This window comes from Streptomyces sp. NPDC054932 (assembly GCF_053610205.1).
Genome location: NZ_JBSGXU010000026.1, coordinates 21789 through 42668 on the forward strand (window position 1 = coordinate 21789; position 20880 = coordinate 42668).

General features: G+C 71.6%; 19 protein-coding genes. 15 read left to right on the top strand and 4 right to left on the bottom strand.

The features are described from left to right. Positions 1–53: 53 nt before the first annotated feature. The 11 genes from ACWGE1_RS10340 to ACWGE1_RS10390 are packed head-to-tail and all read left to right on the top strand — an operon-like array spanning position 54 to position 11537. On the top strand, positions 54–422 hold the full coding sequence (locus tag ACWGE1_RS10340; RefSeq protein ID WP_453420096.1) for a cupin domain-containing protein: 369 nt from the start codon (positions 54–56) through the stop codon (positions 420–422). Further along, positions 419–2038: a class I tRNA ligase family protein gene (locus tag ACWGE1_RS10345; protein ID WP_453420097.1), complete on the top strand. Its 1620-nt coding sequence runs from the start codon at positions 419–421 to the stop codon at positions 2036–2038. The genes ACWGE1_RS10340 and ACWGE1_RS10345 overlap by 4 nt, the downstream gene beginning before the upstream one ends. 15 nt (positions 2039–2053) lie before the next feature. Then, positions 2054–3385, top strand: a complete 1332-nt coding sequence (locus ACWGE1_RS10350; RefSeq protein WP_453420098.1) for an MFS transporter — start codon at positions 2054–2056, stop codon at positions 3383–3385. A 14-nt stretch (positions 3386–3399) separates the two neighbouring features. Next, positions 3400–4647, top strand: coding sequence for an ATP-grasp domain-containing protein (locus ACWGE1_RS10355; RefSeq protein ID WP_453420099.1), 1248 nt, complete (start codon positions 3400–3402; stop codon positions 4645–4647). After that, positions 4640–5464: a dimethylargininase gene (ddaH, locus tag ACWGE1_RS10360; protein WP_453420100.1), complete on the top strand. Its 825-nt coding sequence runs from the start codon at positions 4640–4642 to the stop codon at positions 5462–5464. The genes ACWGE1_RS10355 and ddaH overlap by 8 nt, the downstream gene beginning before the upstream one ends. Next, the gene (locus ACWGE1_RS10365; RefSeq protein ID WP_327736388.1) at positions 5461–5796 is read left to right on the top strand and encodes a hypothetical protein; all 336 of its coding nucleotides are present in this window, start codon (positions 5461–5463) and stop codon (positions 5794–5796) included. The genes ddaH and ACWGE1_RS10365 overlap by 4 nt, the downstream gene beginning before the upstream one ends. Beyond that, the gene (locus tag ACWGE1_RS10370) at positions 5793–7571 is read left to right on the top strand and encodes an ABC transporter substrate-binding protein (protein WP_453420101.1); all 1779 of its coding nucleotides are present in this window, start codon (positions 5793–5795) and stop codon (positions 7569–7571) included. The genes ACWGE1_RS10365 and ACWGE1_RS10370 overlap by 4 nt, the downstream gene beginning before the upstream one ends. Then, entirely contained in the window at positions 7571–8074 is a 504-nt protein-coding gene (locus tag ACWGE1_RS10375) for a YbaK/EbsC family protein (RefSeq protein WP_453420102.1), read from the top strand. The genes ACWGE1_RS10370 and ACWGE1_RS10375 overlap by 1 nt, the downstream gene beginning before the upstream one ends. Positions 8075–8079: 5 nt before the next feature. Next, positions 8080–9342, top strand: coding sequence for an ATP-grasp domain-containing protein (locus tag ACWGE1_RS10380; RefSeq protein ID WP_453420103.1), 1263 nt, complete (start codon positions 8080–8082; stop codon positions 9340–9342). A 36-nt stretch (positions 9343–9378) separates the two neighbouring features. Then, entirely contained in the window at positions 9379–10524 is a 1146-nt protein-coding gene (locus ACWGE1_RS10385; protein WP_453420104.1) for an NAD(P)/FAD-dependent oxidoreductase, read from the top strand. A 29-nt stretch (positions 10525–10553) separates the two neighbouring features. Continuing rightward, on the top strand, positions 10554–11537 hold the full coding sequence (locus ACWGE1_RS10390; RefSeq protein WP_453420105.1) for an MmcQ/YjbR family DNA-binding protein: 984 nt from the start codon (positions 10554–10556) through the stop codon (positions 11535–11537). Positions 11538–11550: 13 nt separating this feature from the next. Here ACWGE1_RS10390 and ACWGE1_RS10395 read toward each other — a convergent pair whose 3' ends face one another. Further along, entirely contained in the window at positions 11551–13020 is a 1470-nt protein-coding gene (locus ACWGE1_RS10395; RefSeq protein WP_453420106.1) for an NB-ARC domain-containing protein, read from the bottom strand. A gap of 323 nt (positions 13021–13343) precedes the next feature. On the opposite strand from ACWGE1_RS10395, the gene ACWGE1_RS10400 reads away from it, so the two are divergent. Further along, the gene (locus ACWGE1_RS10400; RefSeq protein WP_453420107.1) at positions 13344–16409 is read left to right on the top strand and encodes an AfsR/SARP family transcriptional regulator; all 3066 of its coding nucleotides are present in this window, start codon (positions 13344–13346) and stop codon (positions 16407–16409) included. Between the two features lie 70 nt (positions 16410–16479). Here the strand turns inward: ACWGE1_RS10400 and ACWGE1_RS10405 are convergent, their stop codons facing one another. Further along, on the bottom strand, positions 16480–16662 hold the full coding sequence (locus ACWGE1_RS10405) for a hypothetical protein (protein WP_453420108.1): 183 nt from the start codon (positions 16660–16662) through the stop codon (positions 16480–16482). 87 nt (positions 16663–16749) lie between these two features. Next, the gene (locus ACWGE1_RS10410; RefSeq protein ID WP_453420109.1) at positions 16750–17667 is read right to left on the bottom strand and encodes a hypothetical protein; all 918 of its coding nucleotides are present in this window, start codon (positions 17665–17667) and stop codon (positions 16750–16752) included. Positions 17668–17840: 173 nt separating this feature from the next. Here ACWGE1_RS10410 and ACWGE1_RS10415 point away from each other — a divergent pair, with 173 nt between their 5' ends. Beyond that, positions 17841–18395, top strand: a complete 555-nt coding sequence (locus tag ACWGE1_RS10415; RefSeq protein WP_453420110.1) for a LysM peptidoglycan-binding domain-containing protein — start codon at positions 17841–17843, stop codon at positions 18393–18395. Positions 18396–18465: 70 nt separating this feature from the next. Here the strand turns inward: ACWGE1_RS10415 and ACWGE1_RS10420 are convergent, their stop codons facing one another. Beyond that, positions 18466–19146, bottom strand: a complete 681-nt coding sequence (locus ACWGE1_RS10420) for a DUF5324 family protein (protein ID WP_453420133.1) — start codon at positions 19144–19146, stop codon at positions 18466–18468. 174 nt (positions 19147–19320) lie between these two features. Between ACWGE1_RS10420 and ACWGE1_RS10425 the strand changes: the two genes are divergently transcribed. Then, the gene (locus ACWGE1_RS10425; protein ID WP_453420134.1) at positions 19321–19848 is read left to right on the top strand and encodes a peptidylprolyl isomerase; all 528 of its coding nucleotides are present in this window, start codon (positions 19321–19323) and stop codon (positions 19846–19848) included. Between the two features lie 115 nt (positions 19849–19963). After that, positions 19964–20842, top strand: a complete 879-nt coding sequence (locus ACWGE1_RS10430; protein ID WP_453420111.1) for a rhomboid family intramembrane serine protease — start codon at positions 19964–19966, stop codon at positions 20840–20842. Positions 20843–20880 lie beyond the last annotated feature (38 nt).

Here is a 20880-nt window from a genome sequence, read left to right on the forward strand (position 1 = left end):
CACCGCGCACCCCTCACGAGCCGTACCCGTCCGACGAGGAGAGACCGACCCCCATGCTCAGCAAGCAACTCGACCGCGAAGGACTCACGCACGAGAACGGCCTGGACGCGCAGCGGCTGCTGCCCTGGCCCGAGCTCAACGCCCCGTTCGAGGGCTCCTGGTGCGTGATCCGCCCCGGCACCGCATCGACGGCCCACGCCCACCACGAGTACGAGATCTTCATCGCCGTCTCCGGGTCCGCCGTCCTGGAATCGGGCGGTGTCCGCAAGCCCTTCGTGACCGGGGACATCGTCCACTTCACCCCGGGCTCCGACCACCGGGTGATCAACGAGTCCGACGCGGACTTCGAGATGTACAGCGTCTGGTGGGACCTCGACATGACACAGCGGTTCGCAGCTCGCCACGAAGGAGTCCAGGCATGACACGCCGTACGGTCATCATCGCGCCGCCGCCGACCCCGAACGGGGACCTGCACACCGGTCACCTGGCGGGCCCCTACCTGGCGGGCGACGTGTACGCACGCTACCTGCGGGCGTCGGACCGGCCGGTGATCTTCACCAGCGGTACCGACGACAGCCAGACCTACGTGGTGGCCAGCGCCGCCCGCGCCGGTCTGACCCCGGAGGAACTCGCCCAGCGCTCCGCGACGCAGATCCGCGCCACCCTGGAGGCGGCCGGCATATCCGTCGACGGCTTCGCCCCCTTCGACAAGGGCTACCGGCAGACCGTCATCGACTTCGTCACCGACCTCCACAGCGACGGAGCCTTCCGCCTCAAGACGGTGCTGCTGCCGTACGTCGAGGCCACCGGCGAGTACCTGATGGAGGGTCTGGTCGCCGGCGACTGCCCGGTCTGCCTCGTGGAGAGCCGCGGCGGACTCTGCGAGTCCTGCGGACACCCCAACAACTTCGACGAACTGCTGCGTCCGCGCTCCACCGTCGACCCGGACGCCGTGGTCACGCACCGCGAGGCGCAGATCCTCGTGCTGCCGATGGAGGAGTACCGGGACCGGCTCGCCGACTACTACGCCCGGCACCGGGACGTGCTGCGCCCGCACACCGCGCAGCTCGTCCGGGAGGCGCTGGAGCGGCCGCTGCCGGACTTCCCCATCACCTATCCCACCGCGTGGGGCATCCCGGCCCCGTTCACCGAGACGCCGGGCCAGGTCCTCAACGCCTGGGCCGAGGGCATGGCCGCCTCGATGTACTGCACCTGGTACGCCGCCGAGCAGATCGGTGAGCACACCGACCGGTTCGACGAGCACTGGCTGTCCGAGCACGGCATCGACCTCGTGTACTTCCTCGGATTCGACAACGTCTACTTCTGGGGAATGACGCACCTGGCCCTGCTGATGGCGCACGGCGACCGGTACGTCGAGCCGCACGCCATCGTGTCGAACGAGTTCTACGAACTGGAGAACCAGAAGTTCTCCACAAGTAAAGGCCACGTGGTGTGGGCCGCCGATCTGGTGGCCGAGGTACCGCGCGACCTGGTCCGCTTCTACCTGGCGCTGACGGCGCCGGAGCACTCCCGTACGAACTTCAGCCACGAGGCGCTGGACGTACTGTCGCGCACCCGGCTGGTCGAGCCGTGGAACCGGCTCGCGGGCCGGCTGGGCGAGCTGCTCGCCGGGGTCGCGCCGGACGCGCTGCTGCCGGTCTCCGAGACCGGTGCCCGGCAGGCGGGGATCGTCGTCGAGCGGTTCCGTTCCCACTACGAGCTGGACAGCTTCAGCCTCCACCGGGCGGCGGACCTGATCGTCGTGCACCTCGACCGGCTGCTGGGGCAGGCGGACCGCGTGTCGGTGGACGTCCCCACCGACCTCGGTGACCTGGTCCTCGCCGTCCGGACGCTGACCGCGTGCGCCGCTCCGCTGCTCGTCGACCTCGCGGCCCGCGCCGAGCGCGCCGGGGCCGATCTGACCCTTCCGGCCGGTGCCTTCGCGGCCACCCCCGTCGCTCCCCTGCGACTCCCCCTCCTGTCCACCGCGGTCGGGGCCTTCGCGCCCGTGGCCGAGCCGGCCGACATCCGAGCCTGACCTCCGAGGAGCACTGTGTCCACGATCGCCCCGCCCCGACCCAATCGGGCAGAACGACTGCTCATCCCCGCGACCTTCATCACCAACCTGGGCAACGGCATCCAGCTCACCGCCGCCTCGTACCTGGTCTTCACCGAGGCCAACACCATGCTGGCGGTCAGCTGGCTGATGATCGCCGTCACCATCCCGCAGGTGGCGCTCTCCCTGTTCTTCGGCAAGCTCGCCGACCGCTTCGACCGCCGGACCCTGGCGATGGTCTCCGACCTGGCCAGCGCCGCCGCCGCGATCGGTCTGCCGGTCTGGCTGGCCCTCGGCGGCAACCCCTCGACCGTCAGCTACGTCGCCAGCTTCATCCTGTCGATCTCCGCGGCCCTCTTCTTCCCGGCCAGCAACGCCCTGATCAAGGAGCGGATCCCGGAGTCCCGGCTCGCCCAGTTCAACGGCAACGCCGAGATCGCCATCCAGGCCGGCACGCTCGCCTCGGCGGCCCTCGGCGGCTGGGTGATCGTCTGGGTCGGCACCACGTCGCTCTTCTACTTCAACGCGATCACGTTCCTGCTCTCCGCCGCGCTGCTGTTCCTCATCGGCCGTCGTCCGGCCGGCCAGGCCGTCACCGAGGCCGCGGCCAAGGCCGCGTCGGCCGCCGCCGCCCGCCTGACCGCTTCCCGCCCGCCGCTGGCCCGCCTCGCGGTGCTCTACATCATCGGCAACATCGTCATCATCGTCGGCAACAGCATCATGCTGGTCCTGGTCATCGACGGCTTCAAGTCCAACGCCGGCTACCTCGGCATCGTCGACGCCCTGTTCGGCATCGGTGCGCTGTTCGCGGCCTGGGCCTTCAAGAAGATCAGTTCCAAGGCCACCGTGCTCAAGACGGCCCTGATCGGCTACCTCGCCTTCGCGGTGCTCCTGTCCATGGAGTCCATCCACCTCTACGCGATGATGGCCGTCATCCCCTTCGCCGCGATCGCCTTCTGCGTGGCCCGCATCTCGGCCCGCACCGCCCTGATGAGCGCGGCGCCCGAGGAGAAGACGGGCTTCGTCTTCGGTGCCACCAACGCCTTCGGCCTCGCGGCCGGCACCACCGCCGTGGTCCTCATCTCGCTCCTGGTCGACTCCACCAACGTGAAGAACGGCTTCTACGCCCTCTCCGCCCTGGTCGTCGTCATCGCCACCATCACCGTCATCTCGCTCAGCAAGCACGACCGTGAGGTCGCCGCCGCCGAAGCCGCCGAAGCCGCCGCGGCCGCCGCCGAGAAGTCCGAGCCCGTCGCCGGGGCCGCCGAGCCCGCCGCGGTCACCGAGCCCGCCGCCGAGGCCCGCGAGTCCGTCCCGGCCAAGGTCTGAAGGGAGAAGCACAGATGAAGCTGCTCGCCATCGAGGCCAGCCAGAACGCCACCTACTACATCTCCCGCTACCAGCAGGTCCAGGACCTCGGTGCAGAGGTCTTCGTCCTCAACGGCCTGGGAACCGAGGACTTCTGGGACGCGGATCGCTACCGGATCGCCGGATCGAAGCACATCGAGGACATCGTCACGGCCGCCAAGGTCTGGCACGCGGAGGAGGAGTTCGAGGGGGTACTGACCTTCTCGGAATCCGGGGTCGTCACGGTGGCGGTCGTCGCCGAGGCGCTCGGACTGCCGAGCATCGGGTTCGAGGCGGCCCGGACCAGCCGCAACAAGCTGCTGATGCGCCAGGCGCACGAGCGCGGCAGCGCCGCCCACCCCGGCTTCCGGTACGCCCCCGACGTCCCGGCCGCGCTCGCCGCCGGCGAGGAACTGGGCTACCCGCTGATCCTCAAGCCGACCCTGGGGGCGGCCAGCAACTTCGTCTTCAAGGTCGACGGCCCCGACGAGATGCGCGCCCGCTTCGACGACGCCACCCGTGGCATCGAGACCATGACCTGGGCCCTGATGGAGGCGGACGGCCTCGACCTCGGCCCGAACGGGATCATCGTCGAGGGCTACCTCGACGGCCACGAGCACCTCATCGAGGCGCTGGCCTGGGACGACGAGGTGTACCTCGGCTCCATCGTGGACCGGATCACCGTCGAGAGCGGGACCTTCGACGACGACGTCCACCACGCGCCGAGCTCGCTGACCCCCGAGCAGGTGGCCGCGGTGCACGAGGTGGTCCGGGACGCGGCCCACGCCCAGGGACTGCGCCGGTCCGTACTGCACGCCGAGGTGAGGTTCCACCGGGGCAGGCCCTTCATCCTGGAGATCGCGATCCGGCCCGGCGGCGGCGGTCTCGACCACATGGCACGGATCAGCGCGGGCCACGACCCCATCAAGTGCGTGGTCGACGTGGCCCGGGGCACCCGCCCCGACGTCTCGCACTACTCGCCGACCTCCGTGCACACCGCCGCGATGTGCCTGATCAGCGGGGCGGGCACGGTCGAGTCGGTCGAGGTGCCGCAGGACGTACCGTCCTCCGTCTTCTTCCTCAAGATCACGGCCACTCCGGGGACGGTCATCAAGCGCCCGCCGGCGGGCAACAACATCCTCGGCTTCCTCGGTGCCACGGGCGAGTCGCTGGAGGAGGCGCTGAGCACCGCCCACATCGTGGCCAGCCGCATCCGTACGGAGATGAGGCCCGAGCATGGCTGAGTCCCCGCGGCGCACGGCCACCGAGCGGCACTACCTGATGTGCCGGCCCACCCACTTCGAGGTGAGCTACGCGATCAACCCGTGGATGAACCCGGACAAGCCGATGGACGCCGAGCTGGCGCTGACCCAGTGGGAGCGGATCCGGGACCTCTACCTCGGACTCGGCCACCGGGTCTCCGCCATCGACCCCGTCCCGGGCCTGCCCGACATGGTGTTCACCGCGAACGGGGCCACCGTGGTCGACGGCAAGGTGCTGATCGCGAAGTTCCGCCACCAGGAGCGGGCGGCCGAGGCCGACGCCCACCGGGCCTGGTTCGAGGACCACGGCTACACCGACATCAGGGTCCCGCAGTACATCAACGAGGGCGAGGGCGACTTCGCCCCGGCCGGCCGGCGGATCCTGGCCGGCGCGGGATTCCGCAGCGACCCCGGCGCGCACGAGGAGCTCCGCGAGTTCTTCGGCCTGCCCGTGGTCGGCCTGGCCCTGACCGACCCCCGCTTCTACCACCTGGACACCGCGCTGTGCGTCCTCGACGACGACCTGGTGGCGTACTACCCCGCCGCCTTCTCCGAGGAGAGCCGGGACGTGCTGCGGGAGCTGTACCCGGACGCGGTCATCGCCACCCGGGAGGATGCCGATGCCTTCGGCCTGAACGCGGTGAGCGACGGACTGAACGTGGTCCTGACGGAGACCGCCACCCACCTGGCCGGTGAGCTGCGCGAGCGCGGGTTCCAGGTGCACGGCGTGGACATGTCCGAACTGCTGAAGGCCGGTGGCGCGGTCAAATGCATCACTCAGGAGATACGACGCCCGTGATCGATTACGACGGCAGAAGTTTCCGCAACACCGGTTACCCGGCGGGCGAGGACGCCCCCGTCGGCCACTACCGCCAGGACGGCGACCTGCTCTGGGCCGACTTCGACGGAGGCGAGGTCCGCAGGGGCTCGCTCAACGGGCGCGTGGAGCCCGACGGGAACCTCGAATTCGCCTACACGATGGTCCTCGCGGACGGCGAGGTGGTCGCCGGGCGGTGCTGGAGCACCCCCGAGTTCCTGGACGACGGACGGATCCGGCTCAACGAGCGCTGGGAGCGCTACGGAGCCCACTCGGACAGCGGTGAATCCGCACTGGAGGAGGTAAGGACATGACCCCGCCCACCACCCCGCTCCGCGGGGGCAGCGTGACCTGGGCCTGCACCAGCGGCTTCAGCCCGGTCTTCATCTTCCCCTTCACCCCGGGCGAGTACTACGGGGTGGCCAACCTGCACGAGTTCCAGACGCTGATGTACCGCCCGCTGTACTGGTACGGAACCGGCGGCCAGCCGACGGTCGACTACGAGCGCAGCCTCGCCGAGCCCCCGGAGTGGAGCGAGGACGGCCGCACCGCGACGATCACGGTCAAGCCCTACAAGTGGTCGAACGGCGAGAGCGTCAACGCCGACAACGTGATGCTGTGGATGCACCTGCTGGAGGCCGAGAAGGACAGCTTCGGCGGGTACACGCCGGGCTTCTTCCCGGACAACCTGGCCGGCTACGAGAAGGTCGCCGAGGACAAGGTCAGCTTCACCTTCGACCGCGCCTACTCGCACAACTGGGTGCTGATGAACCAGTTCAGCACCATCACCCCGCTGCCGAAGGCATGGGACCGCACCGGCGACGACCGGCCGGCCGACGCCACCCACGACCCGGCCCAGGCCTCCGCGGTCTACGCCTATCTCCGGGCCTGCAACGACGAGCGCAAGAGCTGGGACACCAGCCCCGTCTGGAGTGTTGTCAACGGACCCTGGAAGCTGAGCAGTTACACGATCGACGGCGTCTCCGGAGAGGCCGTCCTGGTACCGAACGAGACCTACTCGGGACCCAACAAGCCCTACCTGGACGAGTTCCGGCTGGTGCCCACCGGCTCGGACACCGAGCAGTACGAGATGCTCCGCCGCGGCCCCGAGGCCCCAGGCGGCGTGCAGATCGGCTTCCTGCCCTTCGACGAGGTCACCGAGCCGGCCGAGGACCCGCTGGTCGGCGGGCCCAACCCGCTCGGCGAGCACTACGACCTCGTCCCCCAGCTCACCTACAAAATCCATTACTTCCCGATCAACTTCAACAACCCCACCGTCTCCGGAAAGATCTTCAAGCAGCTCTACTTCCGCCAGGCACTGCAGTCCTGCCTCGACTCCCGGGGCGCCATCCGCGACGTCTACAAGGGCTACGGCTACCCGACCACCGGGCCCATCCCGGCCCTGCCGGACAGCCCGCTGCTCTCGCCCGCCGCGCACGAGGACCCGTACCCCTTCGACGTCGGGGCGGCCCGAGCCTTCCTGACGGAGAACGGCTGGGACACCAGCACCACCCCGGCGCTCTGCGTCCGCGAGGGCACCGGACCCGGAGAGGCGGGTGAGGGCATCCCGGCCGGCACCCCGCTGCGGTTCTCGATGCGCTACGCCCAGGGGCACGAGACGCTGACCGCGGTCATGCGCAAGTTCGCCGCCGACGCCGCGAAGGCCGGCATCGAGATCGTCCTGACCGAGGTCGAGGCGAGCGTCCTGGTCCTGGAGGACACCACCTGCACCCCGGGCCCCGACAGCCCGTGCCTGTGGGAGTTCAGCGACTGGAATGGCGGCTGGGGTTACGGTCCCGGCTTCTACCCGACCGGCGAGGCGCTCTACTCGACCGGCTCCTCGGTGAACTTCGGCAGCTACAGCGACCCGAAGGCGGACGAGCTGATCGCCCGCACCGTCGTCAGCGACGACCTGGAGGACCTGTACGCCTACCAGGACCACATCGCGCAGCAGGTCCCGGTCATCTGGATGCCCAACTTCCCCTTCCGCCTGCTGGAAGTGGCCAACAACCTGAAGGGCGTGGCTCCGATCAACCCCTTCGGACTCATCAATCCCGAGGACTGGCACTACGTCGGCGAGGTGCTCTGATGTACCAGCGGCTGATCGACCTCCTCGACGGCAACCGGGCCCGCTACCGGCTGATCGACCACCCGGCCGAGGGCCGGACGGACCTGGCGAGCGTCCTGCGCGGCCACCCGCTGGACCAGGCCGCCAAGTGCATCGTCGTCCGCGTGAGCATCACCAAGCGCGTCGGCAAGTACGTGCTCGCGGTGGTTCCCGGCGACCGGCAGGTCGACCTGGAGGCGGTCGCCGCACTGTTCGGCGGCGGGCGGACGGCGTTCGCCACGCCCGAGATCGCCGAGCGCCTGGCCGGCAGCGTCTGCGGCACGGTGATGCCGCTGAGCTTCCACCCCGATCTGCACCTCGTCGTCGACGAGGGCCTGATCCTCACCGAAGAGATCTATTTCAACGCGGCCCGCCTGGACCGTTCCGTGGCCCTGTCCACCCCCGACTACCTGGCCATCGCCCAGCCGCAGCTCGCGGCGATCGCGACGGCGGGCGACCGGGTCCTGACCCACTCCGCGAGGTGACGAAGATGACGCAAGACGCCAACACGACCGATGACGGCGTGGTGATCCTGGTCGGCAGCGGACAGCGCGCCTACCGCGAGTACCTGCTCGCCGGTGCCTCGCGGCGCCGCCCGACATGGATCCTGGACGCCGTGGATCCCACCTGGCAGGAGCAGTACGTGCTGGGCTCCACCACGGTGGAACTGCTCGACCGCGAACGCCTGGTGCCCGACACCGAAGGACTGATCAAGGCCGCCGAGGCGGTGGCCGCCGAGCACCGCGTGGTGGGCGTGTTCAGCTACGACGAGACGCTCGTGGTGACCACCGCCCTCATGGCGGAGCGGCTCGGACTGCCCGGGCTGACCTCCCGGGGCGCGGACAACTGCCGCAACAAGCACCACACCCGGCAGCTGCTGACCGCCGCCGGGCTGCCCCAGCCGCACTTCGCCTACGTGACCGACGCCGAGACGGCCCTCGCCACCGCCGACTCCTTCGGCTACCCGGTGGTCCTCAAGCCCCGAGGCATGGGCGCGAGCATCGGCGTCATCCGGGTCGACGGCCCGGAGGGGGTCCGCGGTGCCTTCGAGGTCGCGGACACCGCCAGCCGCGGCGGGAACAGCGACTACGAGGGCGGGGTGCTGGTCGAGGAGTGCGTCATGGGCCCCGAGATCAGCATCGACGGAGTGGTCTTCGACGGTGCCTGGACCCCGCTTTTCCTCGCGCACAAGGAAGTGGGCCTCGCGCCCTACTTCGAGGAGACCGGGCACGTGGTCAGCGCCACCGACCCGCTGCTCGCCGACGAGGAACTGCTGCACGTCCTGCGGGCCGCCCACCGGGAACTGGGCATCGGCTACGGGATCACGCACACGGAGGTGAAGCTCACCACCCGCGGCCCGGTGATCATCGAGGTGAACGCCCGCCTCGGCGGCGACCTCATCCCGTACCTCGGCAGCCTCGCCACCGGTGTGGAGCCCGGGGAGCTGGCCGCGGACGTGGCCGCCGGCGTCCGTCCCGAGTGGACCCCGGAGCGCACCCGCACCGTGGGCATCCGCTTCCTGTACCCGCCGGAGAACGGCACGGTCCGCTCGGTCGACGTACCCGCCCCCTCGGACGTACCGGGGCTGCTGGAGACGAACGTGATGGTGGAGCCCGGGACGACCCTGCTGCTGCCGCCCGAGGGCTACCTCAGCAGGTACGCCAACGTGATCTGCGCCGGCGACGACTTCCTGGGCTGCGAGGAGTCCCTCGCCAAGGCGGCCGCACTGACCACGATCGTCCTCGACAGCTGACCCGTCGGCCCAACGAAAACTGAAGGGAGGTGTGTGATGTCGACGAGGGTGACGGTAGTGGGCGGCGGTGTGATCGCCCTGCTCACGGCGGTCGAGTGCGTGCTCGACGGACACAGGGTCACGGTCGTGGACCAGGGCCCCATCCCGCACAGCAGAGCCACCTCTTTCGACCAGCACAGGATCCTGCGGGCCCTGCACCCGGCGGACCCGGGGGCCACGGCGGCCGCGCTGCGCGCGCACCGCCGCTGGGTCGAACTGGAAGAGCTGTTCCTGACCCGGTTCTACGAACAGGTCGGCTCCCTCACCGTGCTGCCGCCCGCGGCGGCGGCGGACGGGGCGGCGATGCTCGAGGGCGCCGGAGGCAGGGCCAGGGAACTGACGGCGGCCGGCCTGGCCGACCGCTATCCGCACCTGCACGTGGGCGGCGGCCTCGGCGCGGTACTGGAGGACGAGGCGGGCGTGCTGCTCGCCGAACGGGTCCTCGCCGCCTGCGTCGGCTGGCTGAAGTGGCAGCGGGGCATCGAGCTGATCGAGCACCGTGCCGTGACCGCCGTCGACGGTGAGAGCGGCAGCGTACGGCTGGTCGACGGGCAGGTGCTGCGCAGTGACGCGGTGCTCGTCGCCGTGGGCCCGTGGTCCCGGGACCTGCTGCCGGAGAGCATCTCCGAGCAGCTGACCCTGTACCGGCAGTCCCTCCTCTACTGCCGGGTGCCCCGGCAGCAGGCGCAGGCCTGGGCGGCCACTCCGGCCATACCCGCCCTGGGCACCGAGGGCGGAGCCTGGCTGATCCCGCCGGTGGCGGGCACGGCCCTCAAGCTGACCTCGGCCACCGCCTGCCGGGTGGTGGACGCCATCACCGACCACTCCACCGACCCGTACTGGCAGCGCAAGCTGGAGAAGGAGTTCGGGGACATCCTCCCCGGCTTCGGCCCGGCCTGGGTCACCGCGGCCAAGGACGCCTACTACTCGGCCTTCTCGCCGACCGGCGGCCCGCTGCTGGTCGCCCTGGGCGGCTCGGGATTCGCGTACGCGGCGTGCGGTGGCACATCCTTCAAGTTCGCGCCCCTCATCGCACGCTCGCTGGCCGACCGGCTGATCGGCAGGAGTCCGTCGCGGATCGGCATCGGTGCGCTCGACGGGCCACCGCTGGACGTCCACGCCCCGCAGCTCGCGGGTCTGTGAGCCGGCGGCCGGATGTGAGGGAGCAGGCAGTGGCAACGGTGGAGGACGTACGGCGGCTCGCGCTGAGCCTGCCGAGGACGCAGGAGCACCTGATCCGGGACCGGGTGAAGTTCCGGATCGGCAGGATCGTCTATCTCGCCCTGTCCCGGGACGAGAGCGAACTGGGCTTCGCCTTCCCGAAGGAGGAGCGGGCGGCGCTGGTCGCCGCCGAGCCGGAGAAGTTCTTCCTGCCGCGCGAATCCGATCTTCGGTTCCACTGGGCCGAGGCCCGGCTCGCGGCCCTGGACCCCGACGAGCTGACGGAGCTGGTCACCGAGGCCTGGCGGATGGTGGTGCCCGCCAGGGTCGCCCGCGCGCACCTGGACCCGCCGGCCGCGCCGCCGCCCCCGCCCGCGCCGTCCGCGGCCCGGCTACGGGCCGCGGCCGAGGTGTTCAACGGTTTCGCGAACGTGGACCGGAGCTGGCTCGCGCTGCGCGCGGAGACCGGCTGCGCCCTCGACCTCTCGCTCGCCGCGCACCGCGCGGCGCTGCACCGCTGGCTGAACTCCTGGGGCTGCCGCATCCGTTACCCCCGCGAGGGCGAGCCCGACACCTTCGGCGCGGGACTCGCCGCGTGGGGGGAGCGGCACACCCTGGCGGACGCACCGCTCGCCCGGCTCACCGACCGGCAGATCTCCCGCTTCGCCGCGGCCTACGAGGAGCTGGCGGCGCTGCCGATCGGCCGCCGCAGCCTCGGCCCGACCGCCGCGTCCAAGGCCCTGTACGCGCTGCGTCCCGACTCGGTCATGCCGTGGGACGCGGCCATCGCGCAGCGGCTGCACGGGACCCGGGACGGGGCCGCCTTCGCCCGCCACCTGGAGCTGGGCCGGACCTGGGCGCGTGCGGTGCTGGAGGAGTCCGGCGGTCCGCGGGAGGCGGACCTGTGCGCCGTGATCGGGCGGCCCGGGGTGTCCCTCGCCAAGATCCTCGACGAGTACCTCTACGTCACGATCACCCACGGAGCGGCGGTATGAACCGGCGGCCGGGCTACCTCGACCGACGTACCCGCGCCGCCTCGGCCCGCGCCGGCGCCGCGGGCGCCGGGTCCTCCTCCGTCGGGTCCGGCTGCGTCAGGGCGTACGCCCGGGCCATCGGCGTCAGACCGTACTGCCCCGGCAGGTCGGAGTGGTCGAGCAGGCCCGCGTCGAGGAGCCGTTCGAGGAGGTCCTCCACCGGTTGCGCGGACCGCTCGACCAGCATGGCGAGCGCATCCGTGGACTCGTACACCACGTTGTCCACGGAGGGCGGGCTGTCGGAGCCCGCGAACTGGCGCAGCATCAGGCGGGCCCACGGCGTCAGCAGCCGGTAGGCGCTGTCGAGGCGGTTGCCGAGCGCGTCGTCCCCGACCTGCAGCCGGGCCAGGAAGCGGCCGGGCGCGCGCTGCCCGCCGGATCCGTCCTGCCCGTCGCCGAGCAGCTCGGACACCGAGTCCTGGAGCATCCACTCGGGCCGTGCGGCGATGCGCCGCCCGGCGAGGTTGAGCGCCAGCGGCAGGTCACCGCAGGCGTCGGCGAGGCGCAGGCAGGCGCGCGGCTCGGCGCCGACCCGGTCCGAACCCAGAAGCCGGACGAGGAGCTCCATCGACTCGTCGCGGTCCAGTGCGGGGAGCCGGATCCGGCCAATTCCGTCGAGGCCCAGCAGCCGCGATCGACTGGTGACGACGATGCGGCTCTCGGGCGCCGCAATGAGAAGTTCCCGGATCTGGCGCTCGTGCTGGACGCCGTCCAGCACCACCAGCAGCCGCCGCCGGTTCAGCAGCGACCGGTACAGGCCAATTCTCTGGCCGGGATCGTTCGGGATCCGGTCGGCGGGGATGCCGAGCGCCTCCAGGAACCCGCCCGCGATCCCGGCGGCGTCCTTGCGCCCGTCCGCGGCCGGGTCCAGGTTCGCGTAGAGCTGCCCGTCGGGCAGGTTCACGGCCAGCTCGTGGGCGAGCCGCAGGGCGAAGGCCGTCTTGCCCACGCCCACCTGACCACTGATCAACAGGGGCGCCGCGACGCGCTGTTCGCCGTACGAGGGGGCGGTCAGCGCCCTGGCCCGCTGGAGCAGGTCACGCCGTCCGACCAGGGGATGTGCCTCCATCGGCAGCTGCGAGGGCGGCGGCAGCACGGCCCGTACGTCGGCGGCGCGCAGCTCGTTCTCCTGGTGCTGCTGCACCGCCTTGACCGCCGGGCGGACCGCTCCGTCGTCCCCCTCGGCGCGCGCCGCCTCGTGCCAGCGGCGCTCCCAGCTGGCGCGGTCACCTCCGCAGGCCTCGGCGAAGGCGAGGGCCACCTGAAGCGTCGGGAGGCGGTAGCCGGCGGCCGCGTCGGAGAGCACCGACGCGGAGAACATGGCACGTGTGGCCATGTCACGGTAGCCGGGACTGCCCGCCGCGGTCCGCAGCCTGCGCAACTCCCGGGCGAACGCGGTGACTGGTCCGGCATCGGGGGCCAGTGGTCGCTCCAGTCTTCCCACAGCCTGCTCCTTCGGTACTCGCTCCGTGTGCTGCCTGCTCCGGGCCGCCCATGAACTGTCCGTGTCGCCCTTCCTGATCCGCTACCGGATGCTTACCGCGTGCAAGGGGTAACCCCTATGATCCGGGTGACATGGCCTGGCCAGGGGCCTTGTTCTTTGGGGGTGGATGTCCGATGCCGGGGGCGGATGCGGAGTCCGGGGAGAGACGGAGCGGGACTGCTGTGGGGGGCAGACTGCGCTTCAACGTCCTCGGATCTCTTGAGGGTTGGACCGACGACGTCCGGCTGAGACTGGGGGGAGCGATCCAGGAACGGGTCCTGTGCATGTTGCTCCTCGAAGCCGGCCGGGTGGTGCCCGTGGCGCGGCTGGTCGAGGCGACCTGGGAGAAGGACCCGCCGGTGACCGCGGCGCACCAGGTCCGCAAGGCCGTCGCCGACCTGCGGCGGCGCATACCCACCGGCACCGAGGTCATCGCCACCGACGGGCCGGGGTACCGCGTGGTGGTGGCGGACGACCAGGTTGACCTCCTGGAGTTCGACACCCTCACCAGGGCGGCGGCCCAGGCCCTGCGGGAAGGCGGGCAGCCGGCCGCGGCCGAGGCGCTGCGGGCCGCGCTCGCGCTGTGGCGCGGCTCGGTCCTGTCCGGGACCGGCGGACCGGTGATCGAGGCCGCGGCGACCGCGCTGGAAGAGCGCCGGCTCGCCGCCGCGGAGCAGTTCTTCGACCTGTGCCTCGCCCTGGGCGAGAGCGGTGAACTCATCTCGGGCCTGCGGGCCCTGATCACCCAGCACCCGCTGCGTGAGACGCTGCGCGGCCAGCTGATGCTCGCCCTGTACCGCTCCGGACGGCAGGCCGAGGCTCTCAAGGAGTACGGGGAGGTCCGCGAGCTGCTCGTCGACGAGCTCGGGATCGACCCGGGCCCCCGGCTGGCCAAGCTGTACGAGGCGATCCTGCGGGACAGCCCCGAGCTGGCGGCGCCCGAACGGCCGACGCCGGTGGCGGCCGCGTCCGTACGTCCGGCGCCCGAGCCGGTGGCCCCCGTGGCGCCGGTGCCCGATCCGGTCGCCGCCGGGTCCCCCGCCGTGCAGCCGGCTCCCGGGGGCGCGGATCCCGAGGCCCCGGCCCCCGCGGAACCGGACCGGGAGGAGCCGGGAACGCGGGCCGCCGCGGGCGACGCCCCGTGCACCCTGCCGTACGACCTGCCCGACTTCACCGGCCGCGCCAGGGAGCTGGCCGAGCTCTTCGACTACGTGCAGGACGAGGGCCGGGGCGGCGACCGGTACGCCCGGATCGTGGCCATCGACGGCATGGGCGGCATGGGCAAGACCACCCTGGCGGTACGCGCGGCGCACCATCTGGCCGGCCGGTATCCCGACGGGCAGCTCCACATCGACCTGCACGGATTCACTCCGGGCCGGGAGCCGGTGACGCCCGCCGCCGCCCTCGACGGCCTGCTGCGGACGCTCGGCACTCCGGGCGACCGGATCCCGGAGGACCTGGAGGGCCGCACCGCGCTGTGGCGGTCGAAGCTGGACGGCCAGCGGATGCTGCTCCTGTTCGACAACGCGGTGGACGCGGCGCAGATCCGGCCCCTGCTGCCCGCCTCGCCCGGCAGTCTGGCCCTGATCACCAGCCGGGGCCGGCTGCTGGACCTCGACGGCGTCGAGTGGGTGTCCATCGGGATGATGGAGCCGGAGGACAGCACCAGCCTGATGGCGGAGACCCTGGGGACGACCCGGGTGGCCGCCGAGCCGGCGGCCTCCGCCGAACTGGCCGAGCTGTGCGGGCACCTGCCGCTGGCGCTGCGGATCGCGACCGCCCGGCTGCGCAACAGACCCCGCTGGACGGTGCGTTATCTCGTCGAGCGGCTGCGCGACGAGAAACGCCGCATGGACGAGCTGAGTTCGGGCGAGCGCAGCGTCGCGGCGACCCTTCGCCTGTCGTACCTGGCGATGGACGAGGAGTACCGCACCGCGTTCCGCATCCTCAGCCTGTACCCGTGCGCCGGTACGGACGTCTACTCGGCGGCGGCGCTCCTCGGTACGGCCGTCCGGGACGCGGAGGACGCCCTGGAGTTCCTGCTCGACGTCCATCTGGTCCAGCAGCCCGACATCGGCCTCTACACCTTCCACGACCTGGTGCGCAGTTTCGCCCAGAGCCTGCGGGGGTCGGCCACGGCGGACGACGACGCGGAGGCGGTCGAGCGGCTGCTCGGCTACTACCTGACGACCTCGGACGCCGCCTGCGAGGTGCTGTTCCCCAGCCGTGAGCGCCGTCCCACCGGTGTCCCGCCGTACCAGGGCGAACGGCCGTCCTTCCGGGACACCGAGCAGGCCCTGAGCTGGTTCGACCGGGAACAGGCCGGGCTGCTCGCGGCCGTGTCCCTCGCCGAGCGGTGCGGCCACGACCGGTACGCGGCCTGTCTGAGCCGCAACGTCGGCTTCCACCTGCACACGCACGGACAGCTCGACGAGTTCTGGAGCGTCGGGCACCTCGCGGTGGCCGCCGCCCGCCGGCTCGACGATCCCGCGCTCCTCGGCATCAGCCTGGCCAACCTGGGTGCCGCCTGCTGGAAGCTGGGCCGCTTCGAGGAGGGGCTGGAGGTGGTCACGGAGGCGCGGGACACGGCGATCCGGGCCGGGGACCGGCACACCGAGGCGAACAGCGAATCGACCATCGGGCTGCTGATGTCGATGCTCGGCAGGTACGAGGAGGCCCTGCCCCTGGTGGAGCGGTCCGTCTCCATGGCCCAGGAACTGGGCAACCCGCGTGCGGAGTCGGAGAGCCTGACCATCCTCAGCACGCTGTACGAGCGGTGGGGCCGCTTCCCGGAAGCGGCGGAGGTCGCCCGCCGGGCGATCGAGATCGACCGCGACCTCGGCTACCGCAGCAACGAGATCGTGGCCCTGACCGATCTGGCCTTCGCCCAGGTGGGCCTCGGCGAGTTCGCGGACGCGGACGCCAGCCTCAAGCGGGCCCGGGACCTGTGCGACGAGACCAGGTCGCCGGGGGACGTCGCCCTGGTGCTGGCACTGTCCGCCCAGGTCGCGCACGAGCGGGGCGACGTGCTGTCGGCGCGTGCGTTCGCCGAGCGCTCCCTGGCGCTCGGGCGCACCAGCGGGACCCCGATCCGGCTCGCGAGGGTCGAGAACGTCCTGGGCCACCTCCACCTGCTGTGGGGGGAGCACGAGGTCGCGCTGGCCCTGCACCGTCACGCCCACAAGATCGCGGCGCCGATGAGCTTCCGGGCCGAGGAGGCGTCCGCGCTGGTGGGCCTCGCGCTGGCGGCCGAGGCGCTCGGTGATGCCGAGGCCGCTGCCGGACACCGGTCGGCCGCCGAGGAGTTGTCCGATTTCATGGGCCTGTCGGCGCACCGCCGCAGGTACTGAGCGCGGACACGGAACTGCCCCGCACCGAAGTCCGGTGCGGGGCAGTTCCGTGACGTGCGCGGCAAGCGGATCACCTACGGGTGGACGGGGCCGGGGACGGGGCCGGGGAGGCGACGCCGGGTCCCTTGTCCTCCGCGAGCACCTGGTAGCCGGAGGGCTGGCCGGCGTCCGCCGGGCTGCTGACGGTCACACCGACCCCGAACGCCAGGGCCGCCGCGATGATCCCGATCAGTCCGGCCAGCTTGCTGCGCATCTCTCGAACCCCCTGGTGTGTACCCGGTGTGCGGCTCCCGTGTGGTGCGGTGGCCGCTCTCGACAGGACAGAGACTGGCCCAGTCCCTTACCGGTCCGTTCCCCTCTCGATACCGTTCGTGGTCGTGGCGCGGGAACGGCCGTTACCGTGCCGTTCCCGGTCCGGCTCCGTGGCCGCCGCGATACGGGATCCCCGCGCGCTGACCAGCACATCCGTCCGCGTGGCGCCCGATTCGTACCCGGCCAGGTCCAGCAGGGCCCGTACCGTCGCGCGGATCCCGGCCTGCTCGGCGTCGTGGAGCGGCGGGGCGGTTCCCTCGGGTGCGATGTCGGCGACCAGGTGCATGCCGTCGACGGTCAGCGTCTCCACCCGGAACTTGGCTCCCGTCAGGAGCTCTTCGACGAGATAAGGGGCCGAGTGCCGGGCGGTGACCGCCTGTTCGGCCCATCGGGCGAGCCCCGGCCGGTCGTGTACCGCCACGGTCCACCAACAGCCCGCCTTGTCGGCCGACTTGATGACCACGGGCAGGGGGAACTTCTCCGCCAGGGAGCACGCCTCGGTGACGGTCCGCGCCTCCTCGGCGCGTACCGCGGAGGTACGGCTCTGATTGAGGATGCGCCGGATCGTCACCGCGTCCGGCAGCGGCCCCGACGGCTTCCCGCTGCTCGCGGAGAGCTCCCGCAGGACCTCCTCGGCGGCGGCCGCCGCCCTGGGGCCGAGACCTTTTTCGAGATCGCTCGCGAGGTACAGGATCTGCCCGATCCCGTGTTCGCGGGCCGTGTCCGTCAGCAGGGTGCGCAGCGCGGCCGCGTCGTCGAAGTCCACCTGCAGCAGTCGCTGCGGGGGCAGCTCCGGCGGCAGCTCCGGGGGCAGCCGCGCGTCCGCCGGCCGGGGTCCGGGATCCGACACCACCCAGACGTCCAGGCCCGCCACGATCGCGGCGCTCACGAGCCCGGGTCCGGGCATGACCAGCGCTACCCGCTCCGCGGCCTGTCTGATGATCACAGAAATCTCCTCCATCGTGTCCCACGATGGTGGCGCCGGCTCTTCCCGGGCCGTTCCCGGCCCGATCCCTGTCCCCCGGACGGCTCTGTCGCTGGGCCGCCGGGCGCCCCGTGGCGGACAGTGGAAGGAGGCACCGAGCCCAGGGGGCACCATCACGCCGGAGGCGTACAGACATGGGACTCTTCGACTTCCTGAAGTCCGACAAGAAGAAGGCGCACGAGGCCGCCGAGCAGGCGAAGGAGCAGGTGCAGCAGCAGGCGGCCGCGGGCAGGACGCCTCCCGCGGGCTCCGCGGCCGATGCCGCTTCGGCCACCAGGGCCGCCGCCGAGCGCATGGCGGCCGCCGCGCCGCCCAAGCCCGCCCCCACGAGGCCGACCCCCGCGAGCCCGACCCCGACGTCCGCCGCGCACAAGGCGGTGCCCGCCGCCCCCAGGCCCACCCCGATGCCGAAGCCCGGGGCCTCCCCGGCCGCCGCGCCGGGCGCCCTGCACACCCCGACGCCGCACTCGGCCGCGCACAAGGCGGTACCGGCGGCCCCGATGCCGAAGCCGACGGCCACCGCGAAGCGCACGTACACCGTCAGGGCCGGCGACTCGCTCGCCACGATCGCCGGTCGCGAGCTCGGCAACGAGGCCCGCTGGCGCGAGCTCTACGCCATGAACAAGGGCGTCGTCGGGCCCAACCCGGACCTCGTCCGCCCCGGCATGGTGCTCACCCTCCCCGGCTGACGCCGTGCGCGCGCGGCAAAGGGCCCGGATCCCCGCACGGGATCCGGGCCCTTCCTTCCGCGGGCGCCGCTCAGAGCTGCTTGTCCTCCGGGCCCGACTCCGCCTCGCGCTCCTTCTCCGCCAGCTCGTCGTCGAAGCTGGCCGGCGCGGCGTCGCGCGCCGACAGCTCGGTGGCCGCCGGCGGCTCGACGAGCCAGTCCGGATTCGACTGCTGGTCCCACCACTTCCACAGCGCGTAGGCGGCGCACGCCACCACGCCGACCAGTGCGGCACCGCGCAGGATCTTCTTGTTGCGCTCGTGCCGCTGATGGCGCCGCACCAGCTTCTGCACTTCCTTGGCCGTCACCTGGCCGCGCAGCGCCGCGAACGCCGCCGTCGACCGTGACGCGGCCTCCTCGGCCACCGGGGTGGCGGCCGCGATCGCGCTCTCGATCTTCGGCTGTGTGTACTCGGCGGCCTGCCGCGCCGCCCGCACCGCCTGCGACGCCGCCCGGTCGACGGGGGGCGGGACATGGGCCCGGGCCGCCTTGAGACGGGGATGCAGATGGCAGTCGTAGGTCGTACGGGCGTGCTGGGCCGCGCTGGTCGCCGCGTACGACACCTTGGGTGCCAGCCGCTCGTTCGCTTCCTGGGCGTAGTGCACCGCGGCATCCCTGGCGGATTCCGCGTACGGTGCCACCACTTCCGTCGCGTGCCGCACACTCTCCCTGGCGCTCTCGGCTGCCAGGCGCATGCTCTCCTTGCCGGTCACGGGATCCTCCTCCTCGGTGGCGGACACAGTTCACCTTTCCACCCTTTGTCGGATCATGCCTGCCATATCGCTGACAGGCATGCGTGACAGGGCATACGGGTGGACGATTTCAGTGCCGCGGAGCGCTCCGTGCGACCATCTGGACCGACAGTGATGACTATGGAAGGCAGATCCGTGGCCGAGAAGCTCTACGCCACCCTGAAGACGACCCACGGCGACATCGAGATCGAGCTGCTGGAGAACTTCGCTCCGAAGACCGTCCGGAACTTCGTCGAGCTCGCCACGGGCGCCCGCGAATGGACCCGTCCCACCGACGGCCAGAAGACCACGGACCCGCTGTACGACGGCACCGTCTTCCACCGTGTCATCAGCGGCTTCATGATCCAGGGAGGCGACCCGCTGGGCAACGGCACCGGCGGCCCCGGCTACCGCTTCGCGGACGAGTTCCACCCCGACCTGGCCTTCACCAAGCCCTACCTGCTCGCCATGGCCAACGCGGGCCCGGGCACGAACGGCTCGCAGTTCTTCATCACCGTGGCGCCCACCGCCTGGCTGACGCGCAAGCACACCATCTTCGGCGAGGTCACCGACCCGGCCAGCCGCAAGGTCGTGGACGCCATCGCCGGCAGCGCCACCAACCCGCGCACCGAGCGCCCGCTGGACGACGTGATCATCAAGTCCGTGGTCGTCGAGAAGCGCTGACCCCCGCGGTTCCCGGGCCCGCTCCCGGGAACCTTTCCGCCCCGCCCGTCCGTAGTGCGGATACGTACCGGACCGGCGGGGTGCACCCCTGCCTCGCCGCTGACCGAGGGAACCGATGGACACCGACCGTCTGCCGGGCTGCTACCGCCACCCGGACCGCGACACGGGGATCAGCTGCACCCGCTGCGAGCGCCCCATCTGCCCCGAGTGCATGATCAGCGCCTCGGTGGGCTTCCAGTGCCCCGAGTGCGTCCGCGAGGGCTCCGGCACCGGGCACCGCCCGACCGCGAACGCGCCGCGCACCCTCGCGGGCGGGGTGGTCGCCGCCGATCCCCACCTGGTCACCAAGATCCTCATCGGGATCAATGTGCTGCTGTTCCTCGTGGTGCTCTTCGACCCGGCACTCGCGGTCCAGCTGGAGCTGATCGGCGGTCGGTACCGGGAGTACCTCGGCGGCCCGGTCCACGGGGTGGCCACGGGCGAGTACTACCGGCTGCTGACCTCGGTGTTCCTGCACACCGAGTGGTGGCACATCGTCGGCAACATGATCGGCCTGTGGGTCATCGGCGGGCCGTTGGAAGCGGCGCTGGGCCGGATCCGCTATCTCGCGGTCTTCCTGCTCTCGGGCCTGGGCGGCAGTGCGCTGGTCTACCTGCTGAGCGAGCCGTACGTCCCGACCCTGGGTGCCTCCGGCGCCGTCTTCGGCCTGCTCGGCGCCACCGTCGTCCTGGCGAAGCGGCTGCGCTACGAGATGCGGCCGGTGATCGTCATGGTCGTGCTGATGCTGGTGCTGACCTTCGTACCGCTCGGCGGCGCGCTCAGCGTGTCCTGGCAGGCCCATGTGGGCGGCCTGATCACCGGTGCGCTGGTGGGTCTGGGCATGCTCATGCCCGCTGCCGGCAGGAATCGCGCACTCGTCCAGTGGGGCACCTGCGGGGTGGCGTTCCTGCTGGCCGCGACGGTGATTCTGATCCGCACCGCGGAACTCACCTGATCACACCGGCGTCAACTCTCCACAGAGTTATCCACAGA